Source organism: Anaerobacillus sp. QJM3NY_17 (genome assembly GCF_056173665.1).
In genome coordinates, this window is record NZ_CM149685.1 from 3290844 (window position 1) to 3311948 (window position 21105).

General features: G+C 37.1%; 13 protein-coding genes. 2 read left to right on the top strand and 11 right to left on the bottom strand.

Annotated features, from left to right (window positions below; all coding sequences use genetic code 11):
- Positions 1-100 precede the first annotated feature (100 nt).
- The gene (locus AC0VYV_RS17105; protein ID WP_475374011.1) at positions 101-1462 is read left to right on the top strand and encodes a trypsin-like peptidase domain-containing protein; all 1362 of its coding nucleotides are present in this window, start codon (positions 101-103) and stop codon (positions 1460-1462) included.
- A 137-nt stretch (positions 1463-1599) separates the two neighbouring features.
- Here the strand turns inward: AC0VYV_RS17105 and AC0VYV_RS17110 are convergent, their stop codons facing one another.
- From AC0VYV_RS17110 to AC0VYV_RS17160, 11 genes are all read right to left on the bottom strand, one after another.
- A complete protein-coding gene (locus tag AC0VYV_RS17110) occupies positions 1600-3762 on the bottom strand; it encodes a GDYXXLXY domain-containing protein (RefSeq protein WP_475374012.1) in 2163 nt (720 codons plus the stop codon).
- A gap of 510 nt (positions 3763-4272) precedes the next feature.
- Entirely contained in the window at positions 4273-5037 is a 765-nt protein-coding gene (locus AC0VYV_RS17115) for a DeoR/GlpR family DNA-binding transcription regulator (RefSeq protein ID WP_430241667.1), read from the bottom strand.
- 227 nt (positions 5038-5264) lie between these two features.
- The gene (locus AC0VYV_RS17120) at positions 5265-6611 is read right to left on the bottom strand and encodes a sulfatase family protein (RefSeq protein WP_430241669.1); all 1347 of its coding nucleotides are present in this window, start codon (positions 6609-6611) and stop codon (positions 5265-5267) included.
- A gap of 243 nt (positions 6612-6854) precedes the next feature.
- On the bottom strand, positions 6855-7481 hold the full coding sequence (locus AC0VYV_RS17125) for a YesL family protein (RefSeq protein ID WP_430241671.1): 627 nt from the start codon (positions 7479-7481) through the stop codon (positions 6855-6857).
- Positions 7482-7743: 262 nt separating this feature from the next.
- Positions 7744-10455, bottom strand: coding sequence for a glycosyl hydrolase (locus AC0VYV_RS17130; RefSeq protein ID WP_430241673.1), 2712 nt, complete (start codon positions 10453-10455; stop codon positions 7744-7746).
- 141 nt (positions 10456-10596) lie between these two features.
- Positions 10597-12117 carry a sulfatase family protein gene (locus tag AC0VYV_RS17135; protein ID WP_475374013.1) on the bottom strand — a complete coding sequence of 507 codons (1521 nt, stop codon included), beginning with the start codon at positions 12115-12117 and terminating at the stop codon, positions 10597-10599.
- A gap of 160 nt (positions 12118-12277) precedes the next feature.
- Positions 12278-14935: a family 78 glycoside hydrolase catalytic domain gene (locus tag AC0VYV_RS17140; protein WP_475374014.1), complete on the bottom strand. Its 2658-nt coding sequence runs from the start codon at positions 14933-14935 to the stop codon at positions 12278-12280.
- A gap of 51 nt (positions 14936-14986) precedes the next feature.
- A complete protein-coding gene (locus tag AC0VYV_RS17145; RefSeq protein WP_224882546.1) occupies positions 14987-15814 on the bottom strand; it encodes a carbohydrate ABC transporter permease in 828 nt (275 codons plus the stop codon).
- Entirely contained in the window at positions 15814-16725 is a 912-nt protein-coding gene (locus tag AC0VYV_RS17150; protein ID WP_224882545.1) for a carbohydrate ABC transporter permease, read from the bottom strand. Before AC0VYV_RS17150 ends, AC0VYV_RS17145 begins: the two co-directional genes overlap by 1 nt.
- Positions 16726-16805: 80 nt before the next feature.
- Positions 16806-18149, bottom strand: a complete 1344-nt coding sequence (locus AC0VYV_RS17155; protein ID WP_430241679.1) for an ABC transporter substrate-binding protein — start codon at positions 18147-18149, stop codon at positions 16806-16808.
- Positions 18150-18569: 420 nt separating this feature from the next.
- Positions 18570-20072 (bottom strand): hypothetical protein, encoded by a 1503-nt coding sequence (locus AC0VYV_RS17160; RefSeq protein WP_475372818.1) that lies wholly within the window; start codon positions 20070-20072, stop codon positions 18570-18572.
- Positions 20073-20212: 140 nt separating this feature from the next.
- Here AC0VYV_RS17160 and AC0VYV_RS17165 point away from each other — a divergent pair, with 140 nt between their 5' ends.
- Complete coding sequence (locus AC0VYV_RS17165; protein WP_475372819.1) at positions 20213-21076, top strand: AraC family transcriptional regulator; 864 nt, start codon at positions 20213-20215, stop codon at positions 21074-21076.
- Positions 21077-21105: the final 29 nt, after the last annotated feature.

The window sequence follows — 21105 nt, forward strand, 5'->3', positions numbered from 1 at the left end:
GCTGTTTCTACATTACTTCCTATATATTCTATTTTTGACCCCTCTCATACTTTTAATTAAGGTATAATAATCAACAAAGAATATGAAGGAGGAGATGATTATGTTTTGTCTAAAGTGCGGGACGAAAAACATAGAAAATGCTCGGTTTTGCAGCCAGTGTGGCCACTCTTATACGAGATATCAGCAGAGAAACCGATGGTGGTTGACCGGTATCATCCTTACCTTTTTATTAATGAGCGGTGTCTTTATTTACGCTTTCGTTCTTGATAAAGAACGAACGAAAGAAACGATTCAAACCCCAGTCGAAAAAATCGCTGAGTCTACGAAACTAGTAGAAGATGAAAAAGAAGCAAGTGCAACCACATCACCAAACGTTACTCAGAAAAAAAGCACGACAGAACAGAAAGTTCCTTCCCCTCAAACATCCACAGAAAAAGATAAGAAAGAAATCATACGTGAAGCACAAACAAGAGTGTATACCATTTTAACGGAGGATAGTCTCGGGTCTGGCTTCTTGTTTCAGGATAATGGAACAGTTGTAACCAATGCTCATGTGGTGGCTGGCTATATTGATGTCATCTTGCGCGATCAGAATGGCCAAGAAATGAGTGGCAAGGTGATTGGCATCTCTAATCAGTATGATGTCGCTTTAATTGAAGTACAGAATTTAAAAGGTACTTCTCCTTTGGAGATGGAAATGAAAGAATCAGAAGTTGGAACAGAAGTAATCGCACTTGGAAGCCCCCAAGGGTTAGAAAACACAGCATCAATCGGATATCTCACCGGGCTTGACCGTTCATTTGCATCCGAATTTCAATACGAAAACGTCTACCAAATCGATGCCCAAGTTTCACCCGGGAGCAGCGGAGGTCCATTGTTAGATGGAAAGACAGGAAAAGTGATTGGCATCAACTCCGCCCTTTTAACGAGCGATGAGTCGATTGCCTTCTCAATCCCAATATACACAATGACGGATCTCTTAACAAACTGGTCGCAATCGCCAATGGATGAAAATGAAGTCGCCAGCACCTTTAACTTCTACAATGAGGTTTCAGCGTATGATGAATATGCAGAAGAGGAAGAAGACACGTACGATGTTCCATATGATGAAGCAAGGCTCGCTAACTTTATCATCAATTTTAGAGGGAACTATGAAACGGCATTGCGAGACGAAAACTTTGGTTATATTGAAGACCAGCTTTTGTATGACAGTCAGGCCTATCATGAAATGGCTAACTATCTAGACGAGATAAGCGGTCAGGGAATGATCTTTAAATTCACGTTAAATGATGTAACCCATATTGACATGCAGACTGATCAAGCGATCGTGAGCACCTATGAAGTTTTTGATTTTATGAATGCAGCTGGGGAATGGAGCATATATGAGCGGATCAAAGACTATTATGTCGTAACAGATGAATATGGGGATTATAAGATTAAGCATATTGAGATATATCAATGAAAAAGAACTCACCAAATTCCCACTTCTTTAGATAATTATGTAGATTTAACATACCAGGTAGAAGAAGCAGGCTTAAAATATTTCACGTAAATATCCAATGAGAAAAGCCACCTTAAAACAAAGTGGCTTTTCTCATTTTAGTCTAAATCTATGAGTATTGCATTTCCAGATTCGCTTACTTTAATACTGGCTGTCGTTTTACCTTCGAATGTACTCCCCGCTCCTTCCGGAATAAAGAAACTCTCTATACCATATTGGACATCATGATCAGAATAGGTGGTGCCATTCACGATAATATCGTCATCAGAAGGTTCATATGATTTATTCCAATCACCTTCGATTTTGTAATACCCTCCATACTCATAACTTCCATCCGAAGTAGAAGCGAGAACAACTTTTATTTTCTTGTTAGCTGGAAGAACGGCACCTGACAACGTTGAAATATCGTAGCGAAGCGTCACATAATCCCCTTGTAACATCGAGCGGGGATCAACAGGTGCAAGAGCAAGACGAATCTCTTTCCCAGATTGAAGCGCTACCTCATTTTTGACGCCATTATAGGTGACGAACGAAATCATCAGAATGACAACCAACCAGATTAATTTCCATCTACTTGCGACGAAAGTGGGTTCTTCATCAGTCGTTTGTGTGTACTTTCGTGATACCGTTCGCGTAATGACTAATACAAGAAGACCAGCTACCAATAGCGTGATCGATTTATGAACGAGCGACCATGCGATGTCATAGTACTTGTAGAACAGAAACGCATACCATAACACGAGCCCTATCCAATAGCGAAATGGGTTCGACTGCCAAGGTTTGTAAAAGACAAGTAGCGTGGATAGAAGAAGAAACACACTATTTAAAAGCCAATATAACCACTGTCCTTCAAAGAAGAACGTTAAGATAAACAGTGGCACGATACTATAAACGAGCGCGTTGCGATTGAACCATCCATCACGTCCGAGAATATGAATCAATCCGTTACCAACGATAAGAACGAGCAACAGTAGCGGTTCGTAGGAATCCAACGAAATAAGTGATTCTTCCATTTTAAAGAGAAATAAAAGAAGTACTCCGTTTGCGAGCAGATAGGCATACGAACCAATCCAGGGGTTCGCAATGAGTTTAAGTACGACTCCAATCATACCGAAAGAGATGAACATAACAATGATCGTTTCAGGTTGAAAACGATTGGAAAAGGCATCTATTAAGTTAGCTAATGCTAAGATTGATAACCCAGACAGCAGGAGGATATTTGATAAAAACGGGATTTTCTCTTTTAATGCGAGACCTGGTACTAACAATAAAAAAAGAGATGAAAACATAAGTGCAAGTGCGTTGTCCCAGCTGAAGATTAGATATATGATACCTGAAAAGGCGGAGATTAACATCACTGTACTGACTACAGTCACAACAAAGAGTAAGGATGATTTAAACACGCGCTTCCGAGTTTCGGAACCCTGTTCACTTAGTTCTAATCTAGGAAGATACTTAACAGTCAGAAAAACAATTAACCCAACAACAATTAGTAAGAAAAACGGCAGAAGATCCCCCAACGTATCGCCTAACCCTTCTAACATTTTCCCGAATAAAAATAATCCTAGTGCAATCCCCGATAAGATAAACAGTTCCTTTTCTTCACGATGTTTCCAAAGAAATACGCTGATTAATCCGTAGCCGACATAAAGCCATGCCATAATCGTGCTGTATTCCCAGTAGCCAAAACTAGAAGCGATAAAGACATATTGAATGAAACAAAAGCTACCGAACATGATCCAATTAGAACGGAGCCATGAGGAACGCGACAGAAAAAACCAAGCCTGAGTGAATAGTAAATAGATGAATACTAGAATCAGGGCTGTCTCTGGCTCCCAATCTGGAAAATAGGATGATGGAAACACATAGAAATAAAAAGCGAGCTGACTTAATAAAAAACCTAAGACATAAAACGCTTTATATCCCGTAAGTGCACCAAATACGAGCGCTGGAACCAGCGAGATCAGATACAGGAGATACGAATCGGCATGTGAATTATACGTTTGACCAATAAGCGCCACGCTAACTCCAAACGCAATCGTTCCAGTCAGCCAGAGCCATCTTTCTAGAAATCGGTGTGAATGCTGAAAACGACTAAGGATTGTCGCTACAATAAAGAACAACAACATCAGTCCAATCGCAAGCCCGATCTTTTCCACCCGCTCGATTCCTTGCCAATTCGATGCGAAGAAATAGATGATGCTACTGATAAGCAGCGATAAGCCTAGTAAATAGCCTGTATGAATCCGCTTTATATTCATGAGCTCTTCCCCCTTTAACTTACGTTGTGTCAGTAAGACCATATTATATGAAGTATATGTTATCTAATTTGTTACTAACTCAAGTATACTAAAAATCTCACAGTCTTTATCCTTATATTACGAAAGTGGCAAAATGGATCATCTGGCTTTCTCTATTAGTAGTGGAACCTCTTCCATTATCTGTATGAAAAACCCTCTTGCTGGAGCAAGAGGGTTTTTCATAAATATCATTTAATTAAATGTACATTGATATAAAAACAATAGATTCATCTTCACAATTTTCTTCAACAAGGAGCTAACTCGTTTTTTATTCATAATCCGTATACCCATTTATTTGAGGATAATATTCTTCAGAAAAATTGCACCCCTTTGTTGCCACAAAAGACAAAGGAGTTGTGATAACACAATATATATAATCGAAATCAAATATCCTGAATACGTTTAGCTTTCCAATTTAATCTCACATATATAGATTGATAAATTCACTTTGACTCTAAGTCTTTCTTATAATTATGTCCCGACACGAATCACATTCATAGAACGTTCCGATAATTTCTGAAAGATTTCGTTATCTATTTTTTGATCAGACAGAATATGATCAACTATATCCAATTCCGCAAATCGAGAGAATGCCTGAATCCCAAATTTGCTATGATCCACCATTACAAAATTGATCTCCGCACTTTCTAGCATTTTTCGCTTGATACGTGCTTGTTGTTCATTGGATTCACTGATACCTCTTACTAAGTGAATACCTTTACAAGATATAAATGCTTTATTGACATGGTAATCATCTAAAGATGATTCTGCTAGAGGCCCTAAATAGGCCATTGACCTTGTATTTAGTATTCCACCGGTTGATATGATTGTAATTTCTTTCTTCTCACTTAATTCAATTGCAACTTTAACTGAATTCGTAACCACAGTTAAAGGAACATTCGGTAAGGCTTTAGCCATGTAATATGCTGTAGTACTCGCATCTAAGATAAGGCTATCCCCTTCAACTACATGTTTTACCGCTTCAATACCAATATCTTTTTTCTCTTGGACATTGATAACCTTTCTTTCTGAGTAAGGAATCTCATGAGAGCTTTGGTTTATTTTAACGGCTCCTCCATGACTTCTTCTTAATTTTTTATCCTTTTCAAGCTTCTCTAAATCCCGCCTTATCGTTTCTTCCGTTACAGAAAACATTTGACTTAATTCACTTACACGAAGGCTATTTTTTTCATTGACGGCATCTACAATTTTTTGCTGCCTTTCTGCCACAAGCATAGGAAATCGACCTCTCTATTTTCGCCATCTTTCTTGTAAAGTAGTGTTAATGTCTTATTATTTCATCTGGCTTCTTTCACTTTAAGAGAGACATATTGTCTTCCCATAGTTAGATGGCAAAGTTTTTGATCACAATGAAACCTAGTATAATTACAATCTAGAAAAACGTATGCCTTGTAACATATAAGACACTTAACTATCATTGAAGATATACACACGCGTCAACATCACAACTTGAATGGGATCGTTCCTTCTTGGTCAACTTCATATCCCCACTTGTTAATATAGGCTTCTCCAGGTAAAAAATCATCATTTCTCTGTTTTAATAACCGCATTAATCTTTGATCCAAATCTTTTTGAAGCTGTTCATATTCATGTAGATCAACTAAATTTTCTGTTTGCAATGGGTCCTCTTTATTGTCATACAAGAGCCATGGCCCGTTCAAATCCTTTACATAAGTATAACGTTCTGTCCGAATTCCTCGATACTCTCTCCCATTATTGGCTCGAACAAATTCCCCAAAAGGGTGTGGACACATAATCAATGCTTCATCAATTTGAAGTGTCATTTCTCCACGGAGATGTGGGGCATAATTGGTCCCTTCCACCGTCTCAGGAATAGGCAGATCGCATAATCCAAGCAAGGTAGGCATAATATCTGGTGTGTTAAATGGAATGCTAACTTTTCTTGCATTATCATCGAATTCACGCGAGTATTGAAGTAAAAACGGCACACGTATCGATTCATCCCAAGGTCTTTGCTTTCGTGTTTCTCCATGAGAGTGGAGCATGTCCCCATGATCGGACGTGTATATAAATATTGTATCCTCTAATATCCCTTTGTCTTTCACTGTTTGCATTAAGTCACCAATACAATCATCTAAGGCAGAAATGTGGGCATAATAACCTGCTAACTCCTCCCTGGCCTTTTCTTTATATGCTTCTGGGATATTTTCCTTTAAAGTTATTTGTTGTGGATCATACATATCCTGATAATTTTTCGGAGCGGTTTTATAAGGATCATGCGGCGGTCCCCACGACAGGACAAGTATAAAAGACTTATCATCATTATATTCAGAGATATAACGTTGCGCTTCTTTGGTCTGAGCGAATGCATCGTAACCTTCCCATTGCTTTAACACACTTTCATTGTCGTAATATTTTGATTCATTGTAATCGTGAGTACAATTCAACACACACCAATGATCAAAACCCTGTCTCCTTTCTCGGGGAATAAACTCACTTCTATTTGGGCCATCTAAATGCCATTTTCCAATGTAAGCTGTACTATAACCTCCATCTTTAAAAGCTTTGCCTAGAGACACGGCTTGATTGCTTAATTGAGCATCATTTAAAAATACCCCGTGAGTTAATGGGTATTGTCCGGTCATTAAACTTGCACGATACGGCGCGCATACTGGCATGCAAGATACAGCTGTGGAAAATTGTAGTGACGTATCTGCTAATTTATCCATATTTGGTGTCTTAACATTGGGATCATTCTCATATCCTACAGCATCAGCTCGATGTTGATCACTGAAGATATATACAACATTAGGTTTTTTTGCGTTCATACCAGGTCCTCCTCGCATATTATACGCTAGCTCTTTATTTAACTATGATTTCCCAAGCGATTAATCTCAAAAAATTATGTCATTTACTGACAGAAAGTGATTTCTGGATAGTAGTTTTAAGGTTTAACCATCATTTAAATTATCAAATAGAAAAAGAAGCGGTTTGTCTGCTAACTTTTCCTATGGACAGGACAAGCAATCCGGGAGATAAAAAAGAGAACTATTCATCCTCAGCTATTATTTTTAATAATTATTTTCTTTCTCTTCTAGTCTTCGAAATGCATCATAACCAATAAACATTATTGAAACTATTAAAATACTGACAGAAAAATATGGAAGCAAAATCGGAAACTTAACATTCATAACTATAAGAAGAAAAGACGTTATAAGCATGAGCACAGTATGAATAGGATAAGCAATACTTACAAAAATGGCATTCTTTAAATATTGAAAAGTTTTTGAGTTAAAATGTACTAAAACCGGAAATAGGAATATCACAATAAAAAAATAAATAAAAATCAACGAGAACAGTAGAATGAACAACAACGTTGATAACCAGCCATCAATATTTTGAACAATTCTTAAATCGAGATACAAGATCAAACCTATAATAACAACTAAATATCCTAATACATTTGATCTTATAAATTCACTTCGATATGATTTCCAGAAAGTTTTAAAAATAGGTATATGTGTATCACCTAATCGCCATTTTCTAGCCACTGCAAAAATACCTGTGGTTGCTGGAAAAATACCAAGAAACACTAGTCCTGCAATAGTAAACGCTAGCCATAGAATATTGATATATGCTATTCTCATAATCCATTCAGAAATTCGGTATAAGACTCCCATTAAGCCGTTCATTTCCATAAGGTTATCTCTCCTTAAATACGTTAGTTATCTCATTTTACCTATATATCAAAGAGTATCTAATATTTTGGGATTATTATTTATATAGACCAGTGAGCTCCCTCCCATGGTTTTGTTAACTTTTAATTTAGGGGAAACTCACTTCTATTCTATTAATATACCAAAATTATCCAAATGTTTTACTAACCAATGCTGTTTGTCGTACAACCTCATTTAAAAGAACTGTGTTAAAAGGCATGGGGGTCTTCAGCCATTATTGTGTCTAGTAAATCACCAACTTAGCAGGACCCATCAAACCAGCAGGAGCTGGATGGATTCGATTAAAATCACTATTAACTGCAGCTCCAAGCGTATTCGTTACCTCGACTATTAGTATGTTTTTCCCTTCCTGCAATACATTTTTTGGCACCTTCCAAACATACGGAGGGCATATCTTTATAGACAACTTATGGTCGTTGATTCTCATTTTAGCCGTTTCATGAACTTCACCAAGATCTATGCTTGCATGACCATTATAAATCCTTTCCACCAATACGCTATTCATCATAAATTCACATTCATAAGATATCGTACCACAAAAAGATTCGAATCCTTCTTGCGTAATCCAGTTTCCAGGATGCGGAAGGGCGTTACCATCGTCTAAGGATGAGATAGGGCTGGTGATATGAGTGCTTTTCCAGTCAGTTAGGGGAAGAGCGTACTCTTCAGATGCATGTACTAGGTTATCTCGATCATCTGTAGTTATAAAATCATCATATTTAATATTACCTATCGGCACGTCGCGATCGTCAAGACCATTCGGACGGAATACAATAAATACTCCCTCATAAGGAGCTAATCTCATCGAAATAAACGTTTTCTCACCGACATGATGGTAAACAGGCAATTTAATGACTGTACCGCTCATCGCATCCCATATTTCTGGCGTTCCGGAAGCGCTAAAAATAACCGTATCCTCAAATACTGATTGTAAGCTCTCATTATTGACAAAGAAGATATCAAGTTCCCTCCCTTGATAGTGGCAAAAACGAAGTTCAGGGAATTCATTCTTCAATTGCAAGCTTCTCAAGTATGGATAGTGATCAAGAATATCAGTCAAATTGCATAAACTAACAGGTACTTCCTTCTCGGTTAAAGATAAAATTAATGAATTTATCAGAGGATGATTTCCCCTACAGTCTTTCTTTACTCCGCACTCTACCTGAAGGAGAAGTCCCCCAGAATCGCGAAATTGCAGAAGTCTTTCGAGGACCTCTACTGGCAGAGTTTCTATTCCAGGCAAAATAACACATGAAAACTGATGCTGAGCAATACATAACTTACCTTCTACAAGACGACACCGATCATGATTCATTAATAAATCCATTGAAAGGATGTCAAAATCATATTGATCTTTCATTAGTTCCTTAGTAACCTTATCAAGCAAAGTTTCATCACCAGCCCAATGAGACTCAGCCGGATACAATACAGCGATCTTTGATACGTGCTCTGAACGCTTTAGCATAAGGCAAGATCTGTTAGCATAGTCGGCCCATTTTCTAAAAAATTTCCACTGCGGGTTATTACCGCCTGCATAAAAATGTGGTGGACAATCTACATCCGGAAAGATAGGAGAAAATGCATGCGGAACATACCAATTTGTACCGCGTACGGTCATCCAATCTGTCAACCATTTCATCTCCCGAAGACCAAGGTCCCAACCATAAGCTCCAAAATTCTCACACATAACCAAATCGGTTCCTATTTCAAGATGGGCCTGAGATTGTGCCAGCTTACCCAGTGTGTAATGAAAAAAATCAGGATTTGAGGCTTCTCGATAGTGAGAAAATTGAGGGTAATTTTCTTCGTAAGGCTCCAACTTTTGCTCTGAATCAACTTGACGCAGTACGAAATCATAGCCACCCATATCAAAGTGGCGAGTTGCACGAAAGTAATGCCCAACTCCATACCCATGGTGCATGTGAGCTTGGTTATCTTCAACTACATGCCCAATAAAACTTACTCCTTCTGTATGGCACCAAGATTGGATTCTTGCAAAAAAATTCTGAGAGAATAGTTGGGTAATCGTATCCATAAAGTCGAAACGCACCCTAGCAGCACGACCGTCAGTATGCTCGTACCACAGCCACTCAATTTCATCGAATAAGTCATATCCTTTATTTTTGTAAAACGCCTCACGCATAGATCGTGTCCAAGGCATACAAGGGGTATCTTCACCAAATAAAACATCATAGGAAGCAAAATTTTCAAAGCTTGTCTCATCGCCAAAGAATCCTTGGATAATATCACCAAAAATATGACCGTAACGTTCCTTTGTTTTCTCATATGTTAAATTAATAAAACAATCGGTAACATTTGGATCAAGGTAATCGACCATTTTATCATACATTCGACCGCTCCACGATGGTTTTATACCTATTACATGGATCATCCAAGATGACGGTTCATTTACCTCCGAGGACTGCCATGACAACAAATCCTCTATTTCATTAAAACGTATACCCAAACTCCATTGGAGAACACCTTTTGTATCGTAAGGTACACACATATATTTAAATATCATTTCCCAATCATTAAAGTTATTTTTGTCAAATTCGTCTTCCAAAGCACTCCAATATATAGACTCTTTAACGAGCACTTTCATTCGAGCCTCAGGCATACTCTGGAGCACTTTACCACCTGCAATACCTGATGGATAATATTCTTCATCAAATATCCAGACCTTCATACCTCTTTTCTTCGCTTCATCTATGCAAATGTCAAGATCTCTCCACCAACCATCTCCCAAATAATCACGATGCGGACGTGATTCAATAATAAATCCTCCACACCCACCTTCATCCATGGCAGCAATTTCTTGACGAATTGAAGATGCATCCTCTCGTGGGTCGCCATGCAACCATAGCAATGGAAAAAGACTACTCGGCGGAGAAGTTGAGGTGAACTGCTCTTTCAATTCTATATAATCTTCCATATACCTACTCCCTCCTACGTTGTAAAACCCCAAAGTTATAACTTGCTAAAAAATTCGTTAATATAAAGATCAGTTTAAATCTATTAGCACATAATATATTTTATTCATCTGAATATTCAGACATTAGATCCAGTAATTGATTTAACTTTGCAACGGTTCTAACCCCACTTTTCCTCTCAGACTGTTAAAAGCTGGAGATTTTGCCCAAACAACTGCCAAGTGCATTAACAGTTCTGTCTTCAATTGTTCTCGGATTCTGGCAAATTCATCATTTGAATATAAATTAACAAACTCTCTAGGATCTTTTACTATATGATAAAGTTCCCCTTGAATTTCATGGGAAGCCTCTCCAGCATCCCCAATTGCACCTTCTAAATAAAGAATCAGTTTCCATTCACTTGTTCTCCACATATATGCTGGAGCAGCATGAACCGGTACTCCTTTACCATGAAATTCACAAAACGAACCCTTCCGTAACTGATCATCCAGTAAGTTAAGACCAGGAAGCATCGGATTCCGTTTCAAGCCTGCAACGGTAGATAACGTAGGTACGAGATCTGTCAACTCGGCTGGCCTATCATCTGTGATTCCACGTTTGTTTTGATGAATAAAAGAACCTGATAGAATAAGCGGAACACGTACACTGCTTTCATATAAGCAATATTTCGAAAAACGGAAACGTCGTTCACCCAACATCTCCCCATGATCCGAACAGAATACGATCAAAGCATTGTCTAGCGCACCATGCTCCCGCAAACTTTCTAAAACCTGACCGAAATAATGATCCAGCCATGAACAATTTGCCCAATATCTCAACGTTGTGCGCCGGCGTTCTAGTGGGCTCATTGCCTCCCATACATCTCGCTTCTCATGATAATCCTCAAGACTTTCAGGGTTCAGAGCATCCGTTGATGAGAGATGCGTATCCGCTTCCATATCCCAGGGTGGCTGCTCTATGTCAGGGATGGATTCAAGGCTATAAAGATCCTCAAATTCTTTAGGAACATTAAAACCTGCATGTGGTTTCAAAAACGACAAATACAAAAACAATGGTCTTTCTGTATCTATCCTGTCTTCTTCAATAAATTGCAAACATTTTTCAGCTACCCACCCATCGCGATGATAGTTCATTGGAATTTCGCTGGTGCGGCCGATATACCCATTTGAATTCTCTTCTCCCGCTCCATAATCTTTGGTTTCATCCGTGTAGGCTTGCATCCGCTCCGGATGCGTTTCCCCCATCATGACAGCACCTTGTTCGTAGTGACCATTCGATCGAGTCAACCCGACTGCGCGATGCTCGAATCCCCGTGTGGATGGTTCCTCAATTTCATCTGTATTATGATTCCAATGAGTCTTACCAAATCCTGCGGTCTGGTAACCTGCTTTTCGCATGAGCTCCGGAAGAGGGTCTGCAGGTAAAGCCTTTTCATCTGTAATACCATCATAGTTAGTTCGCACGCCTAGTTGTGACGGATATAAACCATACATCATGGAATAGCGGCTTGGGACACACATTGGCGCTTGGCATGTCGCTTGGCTGTATACAATTCCATCATCAGCTAATCGATCAATATTTGGAGTATGAATATGTTTATTGTATCTTCCTATACAATCCCATCTTTGTTGGTCAGTCATTAAAAATATAATATTTGGCTTCAAGTCTATCAACCCCTTTACAATAGTAAAACGAACACTTCTAATAGATTATTTCACTTATCTTTCAGACTGTAATTGTATATTTTTTGAGATATTATAGATCTTAAAAGAGTTATGTTTGAACTAAAAAAGTTACATAGAAATATCTTATTGAACTTTATATTTAAATAATAAAATTATATTCACCTGATCCTAATTGTAATGTGATATTTCCCTCGTCAAAATTCCAATCCAACAAACCTTCCATATCAATTATAACCGAGTCATCTCTCTCTATTATTTCTCTATTACTTATCCCCTTCAATATGACCGTTGCCTTTGTATTAGGGGGTATAGCCAAACTGATCTCCATACCCTTTGAAAGCTTTTTCCATTCCGATCGAATTGTGCCATACATACTTTCGTAGCTAGCTTTAACCCAACTTAACTCTTTTTCAAAACTAGGGCTTATATTAATATGTTTGTAGCCAGGTTGACTTATTGTTGTATCTATACCAGCAACTGAACGATATAACCAGTCTCCTACCGCTCCATAAGCATAGTGATTAAACGAATTCATATCATCACTCCAAAAAGAACCATCCTCTTTGATGCCATCCCAATGTTCCCAAATTGTCGTAGCTCCTTTATTTATTGAATAAAGCCATGAGGGATAATCTTTTTGAAACACTAATTTATAAGCTAGATCACTGTATCCAAAACGTGACAATACGTGACATATATATGGCGTTCCGACAAACCCAGTTGTTAAATGAATATTGTTTTCTATTATTAAATTAGCTAATGCGTCCGCTACTTTTGGACGATCTTCTATTTGCAGGAGGTCAAACATTAGAGCCAATACATGCGCAGTTTGAGTATTGGCTATTAAACTACCATTTGAAGTGGTGAACTCATTGCGGAAATGGTCAAGAATATTATGATGAAGAAGTACGTACTTTTCTGCATCTCCATTGTAATTTAATAGGCGAGCTACTTCTCCAAGCAAGTGTGTTGAATAAGCGTAAAATGCTGTTGCTATCAAATCCTTAGGAGTTGCACCTTCATAACTATCCTCTTTCGCATCTAAACCAAGCCAATCACCGAAATGGAAACCAGTATTCCAAAGATACTCGTTCTCTCCTTGATTTCGTATATACTCTATCCAATCCTTCATACTTTCATATTGTTCCTCTAGTATTCGTTTATCTCCATAACAGACATAGAGTGTCCAGGGGCCTATAACTGCTGCGTCCCCCCAGGCTGATGAAGAATGGTCTTCATCACGAAGTACATGTGGTATGACATGAGGCACCCCTCCATTTGGTAATTGGTCAGCCTTTAGATCTCGCAGCCACTTCGTGAAAAATAAAGCTGTATTCATGTTGAAAGAAGCTGTTCGCATAAAAACATGAGCATCCCCAGTCCAACCTAGTCTTTCATCTCTTTGAGGACAATCGGTTGGAACATCAAGAAAATTGCCTTTCTGACTCCATACAATATTTTGTTGCAATTGATTGATCATATGATCTGAACAAACGAATGTTCCTGTAATTTGATTATCTGAATGAATCACTTTAGCAGTAAAATCATTCAGATCAAATTCTCCTGGCCATCCTTCTATTTTCACATAGCGAAAGCCATAGAAAGAAAAATAAGGCTCGTATTCCTCTTCCCCGCCACCTTTTAACACATAGTTTATAGTTTGTTTCGCCGCCCTTAAATTACCAACATAAAAATTCCCCTCTTTATCAAGTACTTCTGCATGTTGTAGTGTGATTTTTTTCCCACGTACTCCATTCACCTTAAAGTGAATCCACCCTACCATATTTTGCCCTATATCTAACACCGTTTCCCCCGAAGGTGTTCTTATAATGGAAGCTGGATTTAATTCTTCTATGACGCGTGTAGGCATATTTTCTTGAGCTATCAGTACGTCCTTCGAATGGTCGATGACCTTTACTCCTGCCCAATCTGAGTCTAGATAATCTGACTGGGTCCATCCCTCCCTCTCTAACCGTGCATCATAGGTTTCCCCGTGGTAAATCTCTGACATTAATACCGGTCCAGTAGCGACTTTCCAATGCTCATCCGTTACAACTATATCTTCAGTGCCATCCTCAAAAATAATATGTAACTGGCATAATAGTGCTAATTCTTGACCATATATATTTCGCTGATCTTGAAAGGCTAGGTTACCTTTATACCATCCATTTCCAATATGGGCCCCTATAGCATTCACTTCATTATTCAATAACTCAGTAACATCATATGTTTGATATTGTAGCCTCTTATTGTAAGAAGTCCATCCAGGGGTAAAAAGCCAATCACCTATCCTCTGTCCATTAAGATGGATTTCATATAAACCTAGAGCAGATGCATACAACCTCGCTTTTCTAACCTTCTTATTAAAAGTGAATGTCTTACGAAGCATGAGACACGAATCGATATTGGTGGATTTAGGAAAGAACTCTCCTGTTATCCAACTCCCTGACCATTCACTTTTGTCCAAAAACCCCATTTCCCAAAAGTTCACATCACTCCACTCAGATACTTTCGAATCATTGCACCAAACTCTGACACGATAGTAATATCTTGTACGAGATGACAAATCAGGCCCCTTATACAAAATATGAACTGATTGATCGGATTCTACTTTTCCTGAATCCCAAAAGACTGACGAAAGATTCCGATCATTTACAGCAACTTGAATTTGGTATGCTACTTGAACAACACCTCTATAATTGGAACTTATTTTCCAACTAATCCTTGGTCGTTTCACGTCTAAGCCGATTGGATTTTTTCTGTACTCACACCTCAGACTTTCTACTTTATAATCCATCTATTCTCTCTCCAGACTCATTAAGTAAATGTTTTTTGAATTTAATAATCATTAGTTTTTCATACCAGTTGACGCTAAACTTTCAACAAAGAAGCGTTGAGCAGATAAGAAAATAATAATTACCGGTAAAGCAGCTAATAAGTTTGCAGCCATCAAAACGTTCCACGGTGCAGAAGAATATTCTGAACCCATTTCTGCTAGTTTTAATGTAAGTACCCAAAGATCTGTATCTTGTGTTAAAACTAGTGGCCATAGATACATATTCCAGGCAGTTAGAAAAGTTAGACAAGAGAAGGTAGCTACGATAGGTTTACTTAAAGGGAGAAAAATTGAAATAAAAATTCTAAACCAATTCGCACCATCCATTTTTGCTGACTCAACCATCTCATCAGGAATTTCAGCTAAAAACTGTCTAAATAAAAACGTTCCAAAACCAGTTTGCGCCATCATAGGAATAATGAGGCCTTGATAAGTATTAATCCAATCCAAATTCTTAATAATCACAAAAGTCGGAACGAGACTAACATGATTAGGTACCATCATGGAAATCAAAAGTAGAATAAAAAATACTTTTTGACCCTTTGATGGTATTTTTGCTAATGCAAAGCCGGACAATAAACACATAATGGCTTGTCCAATTAAAACCGCACTAGTAAATATAGTACTATTAATAAAAGTCTGTAGTCCTAATTCATCCCAAGCCAACAAGTAATTAACCCATTCTATAGTAGAAGGAATAAACTCTGGTGGGAAAAGATACACTTCTTCCGAAGGTTTAATCGAAGTAATGAATAACCATATAAAAGGGAAGAACATAGCAAAACCTAACAGCCATGCTAATAAAACGACGATCTTCTTTTTTATCCACTCTAAGTTCATTATCCTTCACCTCTTTTATTCAATGAAAATTGCACCCATGTTATTATGAGCGAGATGACAATTAAAACTGTACCAAGAGCAGATGCATATCCTAACTGAAGCTCAACAAATGCTTTTTCATACAAGTAATAAATAAGAATATTCGTAGAACCATATGGACCGCCCTGGGTTAATACCGAAATTGCATCAAACGATCCAAAAAACGTCCAAATCATATTTAATATAAATAAAATTAATGTCGCATTTGAAACCATTGGCCAAGTTATATAAATCATTTTCTTCCATGAACTAGCACCATCTAAAGAGGCTGCTTCGTATAAATGCTTGGGTACGCTCTGTAAAGCTGCCATATAAATGATAAGTGTAGCAGGAATATGTTTCCATATGATAACGATTGCTACAGCTATTAATGCTGTACGATCATCCCCTAACCAATCAACAGAAGGAATGCCGAACAAATTTAAGAAGTAATTTAAAATCCCAAAGTTTTTCGAATAAATCCATTTCCAAATAACCGCTGAAGAAACCAAGGATATGATAATAGGAAAAAAATACATAGTCTTTAATATATTTACTCCCACCATCTTACGATTAATCAAGACTGCCATTAAAAAACTAATAATAACGGCAGTTGGTACTGAATATAAAATGAGTAGAATGTTTAATTTCAATCCAGTAACTGCTCTCTCATCATGAAAAAATTTAATGAAATTGTCTATTCCTATAAAAGTTGGCGATTCTACTACATTCCAATTATAAAATGAAAGGACAATAGCAAATACAATTGGAATAAAAGTGAAAATTGAAAAAAGAAGCAGATTTGGAAGATGAAATAATAGTGCCCACCAATTATCTCTATTCTTAAAACCTTTTTTCATATGAGTAAAATATTTTTCAGACGTACTGCTCACTGTGATCACTCACCTCAATCAATTTTTAATATTAGGTACTGGGAGCATTCCCCAGCACCTAGTTTCATCATAAATTTCTCCTAATTATTGAGTCCCTTAGTTGCTTTATCTGCAGCACTCTTCATCACCTTTTCTAAATTTGCTTCTTCACTCAATAAATATGTTTCTAAAGCTTCATCGATTGCACTTTTAAATGTACCACCCGCTTCGACCGGTAAAGGAGGTGAAGTAACGGAATACTTTAAAGTGTCAGTAAAAACTTCATTTGAGTAAGGGGGACCTGGTAGGTCAGTCCAAAACGCGCTATCATATAGTGACTTTATCGGTGGAACTACAGAATAATTCTCTGCAAATATCTTCATGCCGCCTTCAGCATCGTAAATGAACTCCATGAATTTCCACGCTTCTTCTTTATTTTTTGTGCCAGATGATATTGAGAATCCAACAGCCCCTGCCCCGACTTTCTTTTCACCGTTGATATAAGGTAGTTCTACAACATCCCAATCGTCTTCCAAACTATTTCTTACCATTGGTACCTGGGCCCTAACTCCAGTGTGCATAGCTGCTTTGCCAGCTAAAAACGGAGCATTGTCGCTCCCCATATCGTTTTGAACCGACAAAGGGACAAATATTCCCTCCTTCGCAGGTTCTAAAAGCGCTTTCCATCCCTTTATTGCTTCAGGGCTATCAAAAACTGCCTTATCTCCTGCATCATTAACCAGGTCCCCTCCGAAGTTTTTTAATACCGGTTGATAAACAGACAGCCACTTATATCTAATATTTGCTCCATAAGTTGTTATATTACCACTCTCATCTTTTTTAGTTAGTTTTCTAGAAACATCAATAAACTCATCGTAATCCCAGTCGCTTGTTGGATAAGGTTCATTGGCTTCATCAAACAACCTTTTGTTATAAAAAATAACTACAGCATCAGCTCCTAGCGGTAGCATATGTACCTCATCTTTCGTTTTGCTACCAAAAGACTTACCCGTATTTAAAAATGCTTCTTCAAATGAATCTTTCTTTAATTCAGAATCAGACTCTAGCATTTCATCTAAGTTCAAAGTAACTCCAGCATCTGCAAAAAAGGTGACCATTCCTCCCCAACTTGCCATGATATCAGGTAGATTATCTGCTGCAAGATTAGTTGTGATCTTCTGTCTATATTGTTCTTCTTCTGTGGGCCAAGGTTCGAGCTCAACATTAATATTTGGATTCTTTTCCTCAAATGCGGCTATCACTTTCTCAGCCTCATCAGTTAAATAATCTCTTATTGCTATTCTTAACGTACCAGTTTCAGATCCTTCCACTTCTGAGTTATTAGTGTCATTTGATCCTGAACAACCACTAAATATGAGTAGCATCACTAAAATAAAACTAGTTAGTCCCAGGTTTCTAACAGATTTTCTTTTAAAACCTTTCATTCAAATCGCCCCCTTATAAATTTTTAATATTGATAACCTTTCCCTAACATATTTCACAAAAAATCAAATAGATTTAATAATTATGGAAGCGCTATCAATTTATTCAACACTTATGATCATGTTGAATACCCAGCTAGACCCACACTCTAATTAAAAGATAAAAATTCCAGTTGAACCGCATACCCCCCTTTAATATAATTAATTTTCTTAATTTTTGTAATATTCCTACATCTATTAGCTATTATATTACACTCAAAACCCAACTAAGTCAACACAAACAAAGATCATTAATTTTGTTTGTGTTTGTTTTCATGGGGTGAGCTTATCTTTCTAAATTTCTCATGTGCAACTAGTCTAGCCTATTTGATCTTATACTTCATTCTATTGAAACTATGAATTGTAATTACATCTTAGTTTAATTTAAATAACAACTGTTTTTATTTTCATTAAATCTCCTACTTTTTTAAATAAACTTGCATTCTTCCCTACTGACATTGCACAATGGTGAGTTGGAGCTTCTTCAAACCATCTTTCAAAATAAGTATCAGGATCATTATTAAATTTCACATGTGTTTGTGTGTTTCCTATTTTCATTACCTCGTCATTAGTTGCTTCTCCTTCACTGATAATCATTTTTAATTTTCCATCCCAAGTTTGTGTCAAACCAAGCGTTGTAATAGGACCAGATTTAACTTTAGCCTCTACTGAAACACCACTTCCTTGTTTACCATGGTACAACCCCATACCTCTCAGCACAGGTTTGCCATTAGATATATCCAAGTGAAATGGACCATCATGTCCCAATAAAATCGTTTCATGTACGTAGTCTGTGGTAACTACTTCACAAAAACTTCCACCTACTCCAAGAATGTCACACATTTTCATCGCAATATTTGTTTTTAGATCACCCTCGCCAGCTGCCGGAACATTTCGCGCAGTAAGAAGAGAATTACCTACAATAAATCCACTTTGCAGTTTCTCATAAGCATTGGCAGGTGCTCCGTGGTAATAATAAGTTAAACCATCTAGCTTTCTTTCATTCACTAATTTCTCTTGAGCGGCCGCTACACGATATGACCAATTCAATGCTTCCTTAGTCGGTTTCTTTGCTAGTTTTTCTGAAGGAGAGTCTTCACTTATTAGAAACATATCCTTCACTTGTTTTTCTTTCTGTCTTATCTCTGCATCTGTTACCTTCTGCATTATTTCATTAAGGTCACACATTTCCAAAACATCCACTTGAATGCCCGTTTGCGCTTGAATCATGGTAAAATCACTATATAAATCAAGCATCCCATTATAGGTATTGCCTAAAAAACCAAATTTCGCATTATTTAATACACATTTTACATATGCGGCCTGAATCCAGTCCTTAATTTCTTTCCAAGCACGAATTGCCTGTGGATGACTTTTTGTTACTTCGTTTGCAACAGAAATATCCGATGACTTGTCAAGGCCTAACAAGCCACTTACTACTTTGTATTCAATACCCGAACGGTTAAAAGCGTTTGCGAATTCTGGAACAGGGCAAGCTCCACAATTAGCTAACCATTCTTCAGTATTTGTTTCTTTGTAATTTAATTGATCAGTCGGCTGTAAACTTAGAATAATTACTTTTGCGTTCGATCGTTGGTGAATCGGCAGGATCATAGAACTCGTTGCATAGGTGGCTGCATGTACAAATATAATATCTACATTATTTGTGTTAAAATAATTTCCAGCCTCTCTTCCTTTATCTGCTGAGTCAACCAATCCGAAGTTATAAATCTCACCCCACTCGCTCATATTAGCTTCAAGAAATTTACCGTAACCCATCAACCTTTTTTTTAGACCAGGGAACTGCTCCCAATATGCATTAAGACCGGTTGAATAGAGACCGATTTTAGGTTTATCATATTTTATTAATGTATTTACTTGAGACATCTTTACCCTCCTTATTATCTGAATTATCATAATTGTACGCGTTTTCATTTGTAATAACATCGACTTATATTGTGAAAAAATAATAGTATCTTGGTGGAATTAACTTGGATATTACATAATTTAAAAAAGGGGGAATTACTTTGTCTGCTTGGTTAGAAGATGGTTCTTTTGATTGGACGGAGGATTCTTTGAGGCTCTCACTAAACCCGTCAAAACATACTGTAAATTCTTATTTATACATTCAGGAAGTTGGACACTTTAAAGCATATTCATCTTACTTTACAGAGAGACATAACCTTGAGTCCTATTTGATTATTTATACACGAAACGGTAAAGGGAGGCTGTTCTATCAAAATGAAGAATATTTATTAGAACCAAATACAATATGCTTTATAGATTGTAGAAATCATCAATATTATCAAACTAGTAAAGAACTATGGGAATTTTACTGGGTTCATATTAACGGGAGTCAAGTAGAGGATTATTATTTAGATTTTTCACAAGATCACAATGTATGTACTACGGTTAAAGATAATACAGCTCAAAATATCATTCGTACCATGATAAATTTACAAAAGCATAAGACTAGAAGTCTTGAAATCATTACGGCTAGGGAAATCGTAAATCTTCTAACGCTATTAATGATCGAAAAGACACGATCAAATTACAACGATGAAACCAAAATACCCACATACATTTTTGATATACAATCGTTTTTTGAAGAAAATTATTCAAAAAAAATAACCTTAGATGACCTTTCTAGGAGATATAAATTAAACAAATATCAAATAGCGAAAACATTTAAATCCTCCGTAGGTATTACTCCTATTGAGTATTTGATCGAAACAAGAATAAATAAATCTAAGGATTTATTAAAGTATACTGATTTACCCATTAATGAAATTACGTATCAAATTGGGATTGATAATGTTACCCATTACATTAATTTATTTAAAAAAAGAGTAGGTACAACGCCTTTGAAATTTAGGAATAGTTGGAAATAATATATCTGTTTTTTCATTTAGGCTATTCA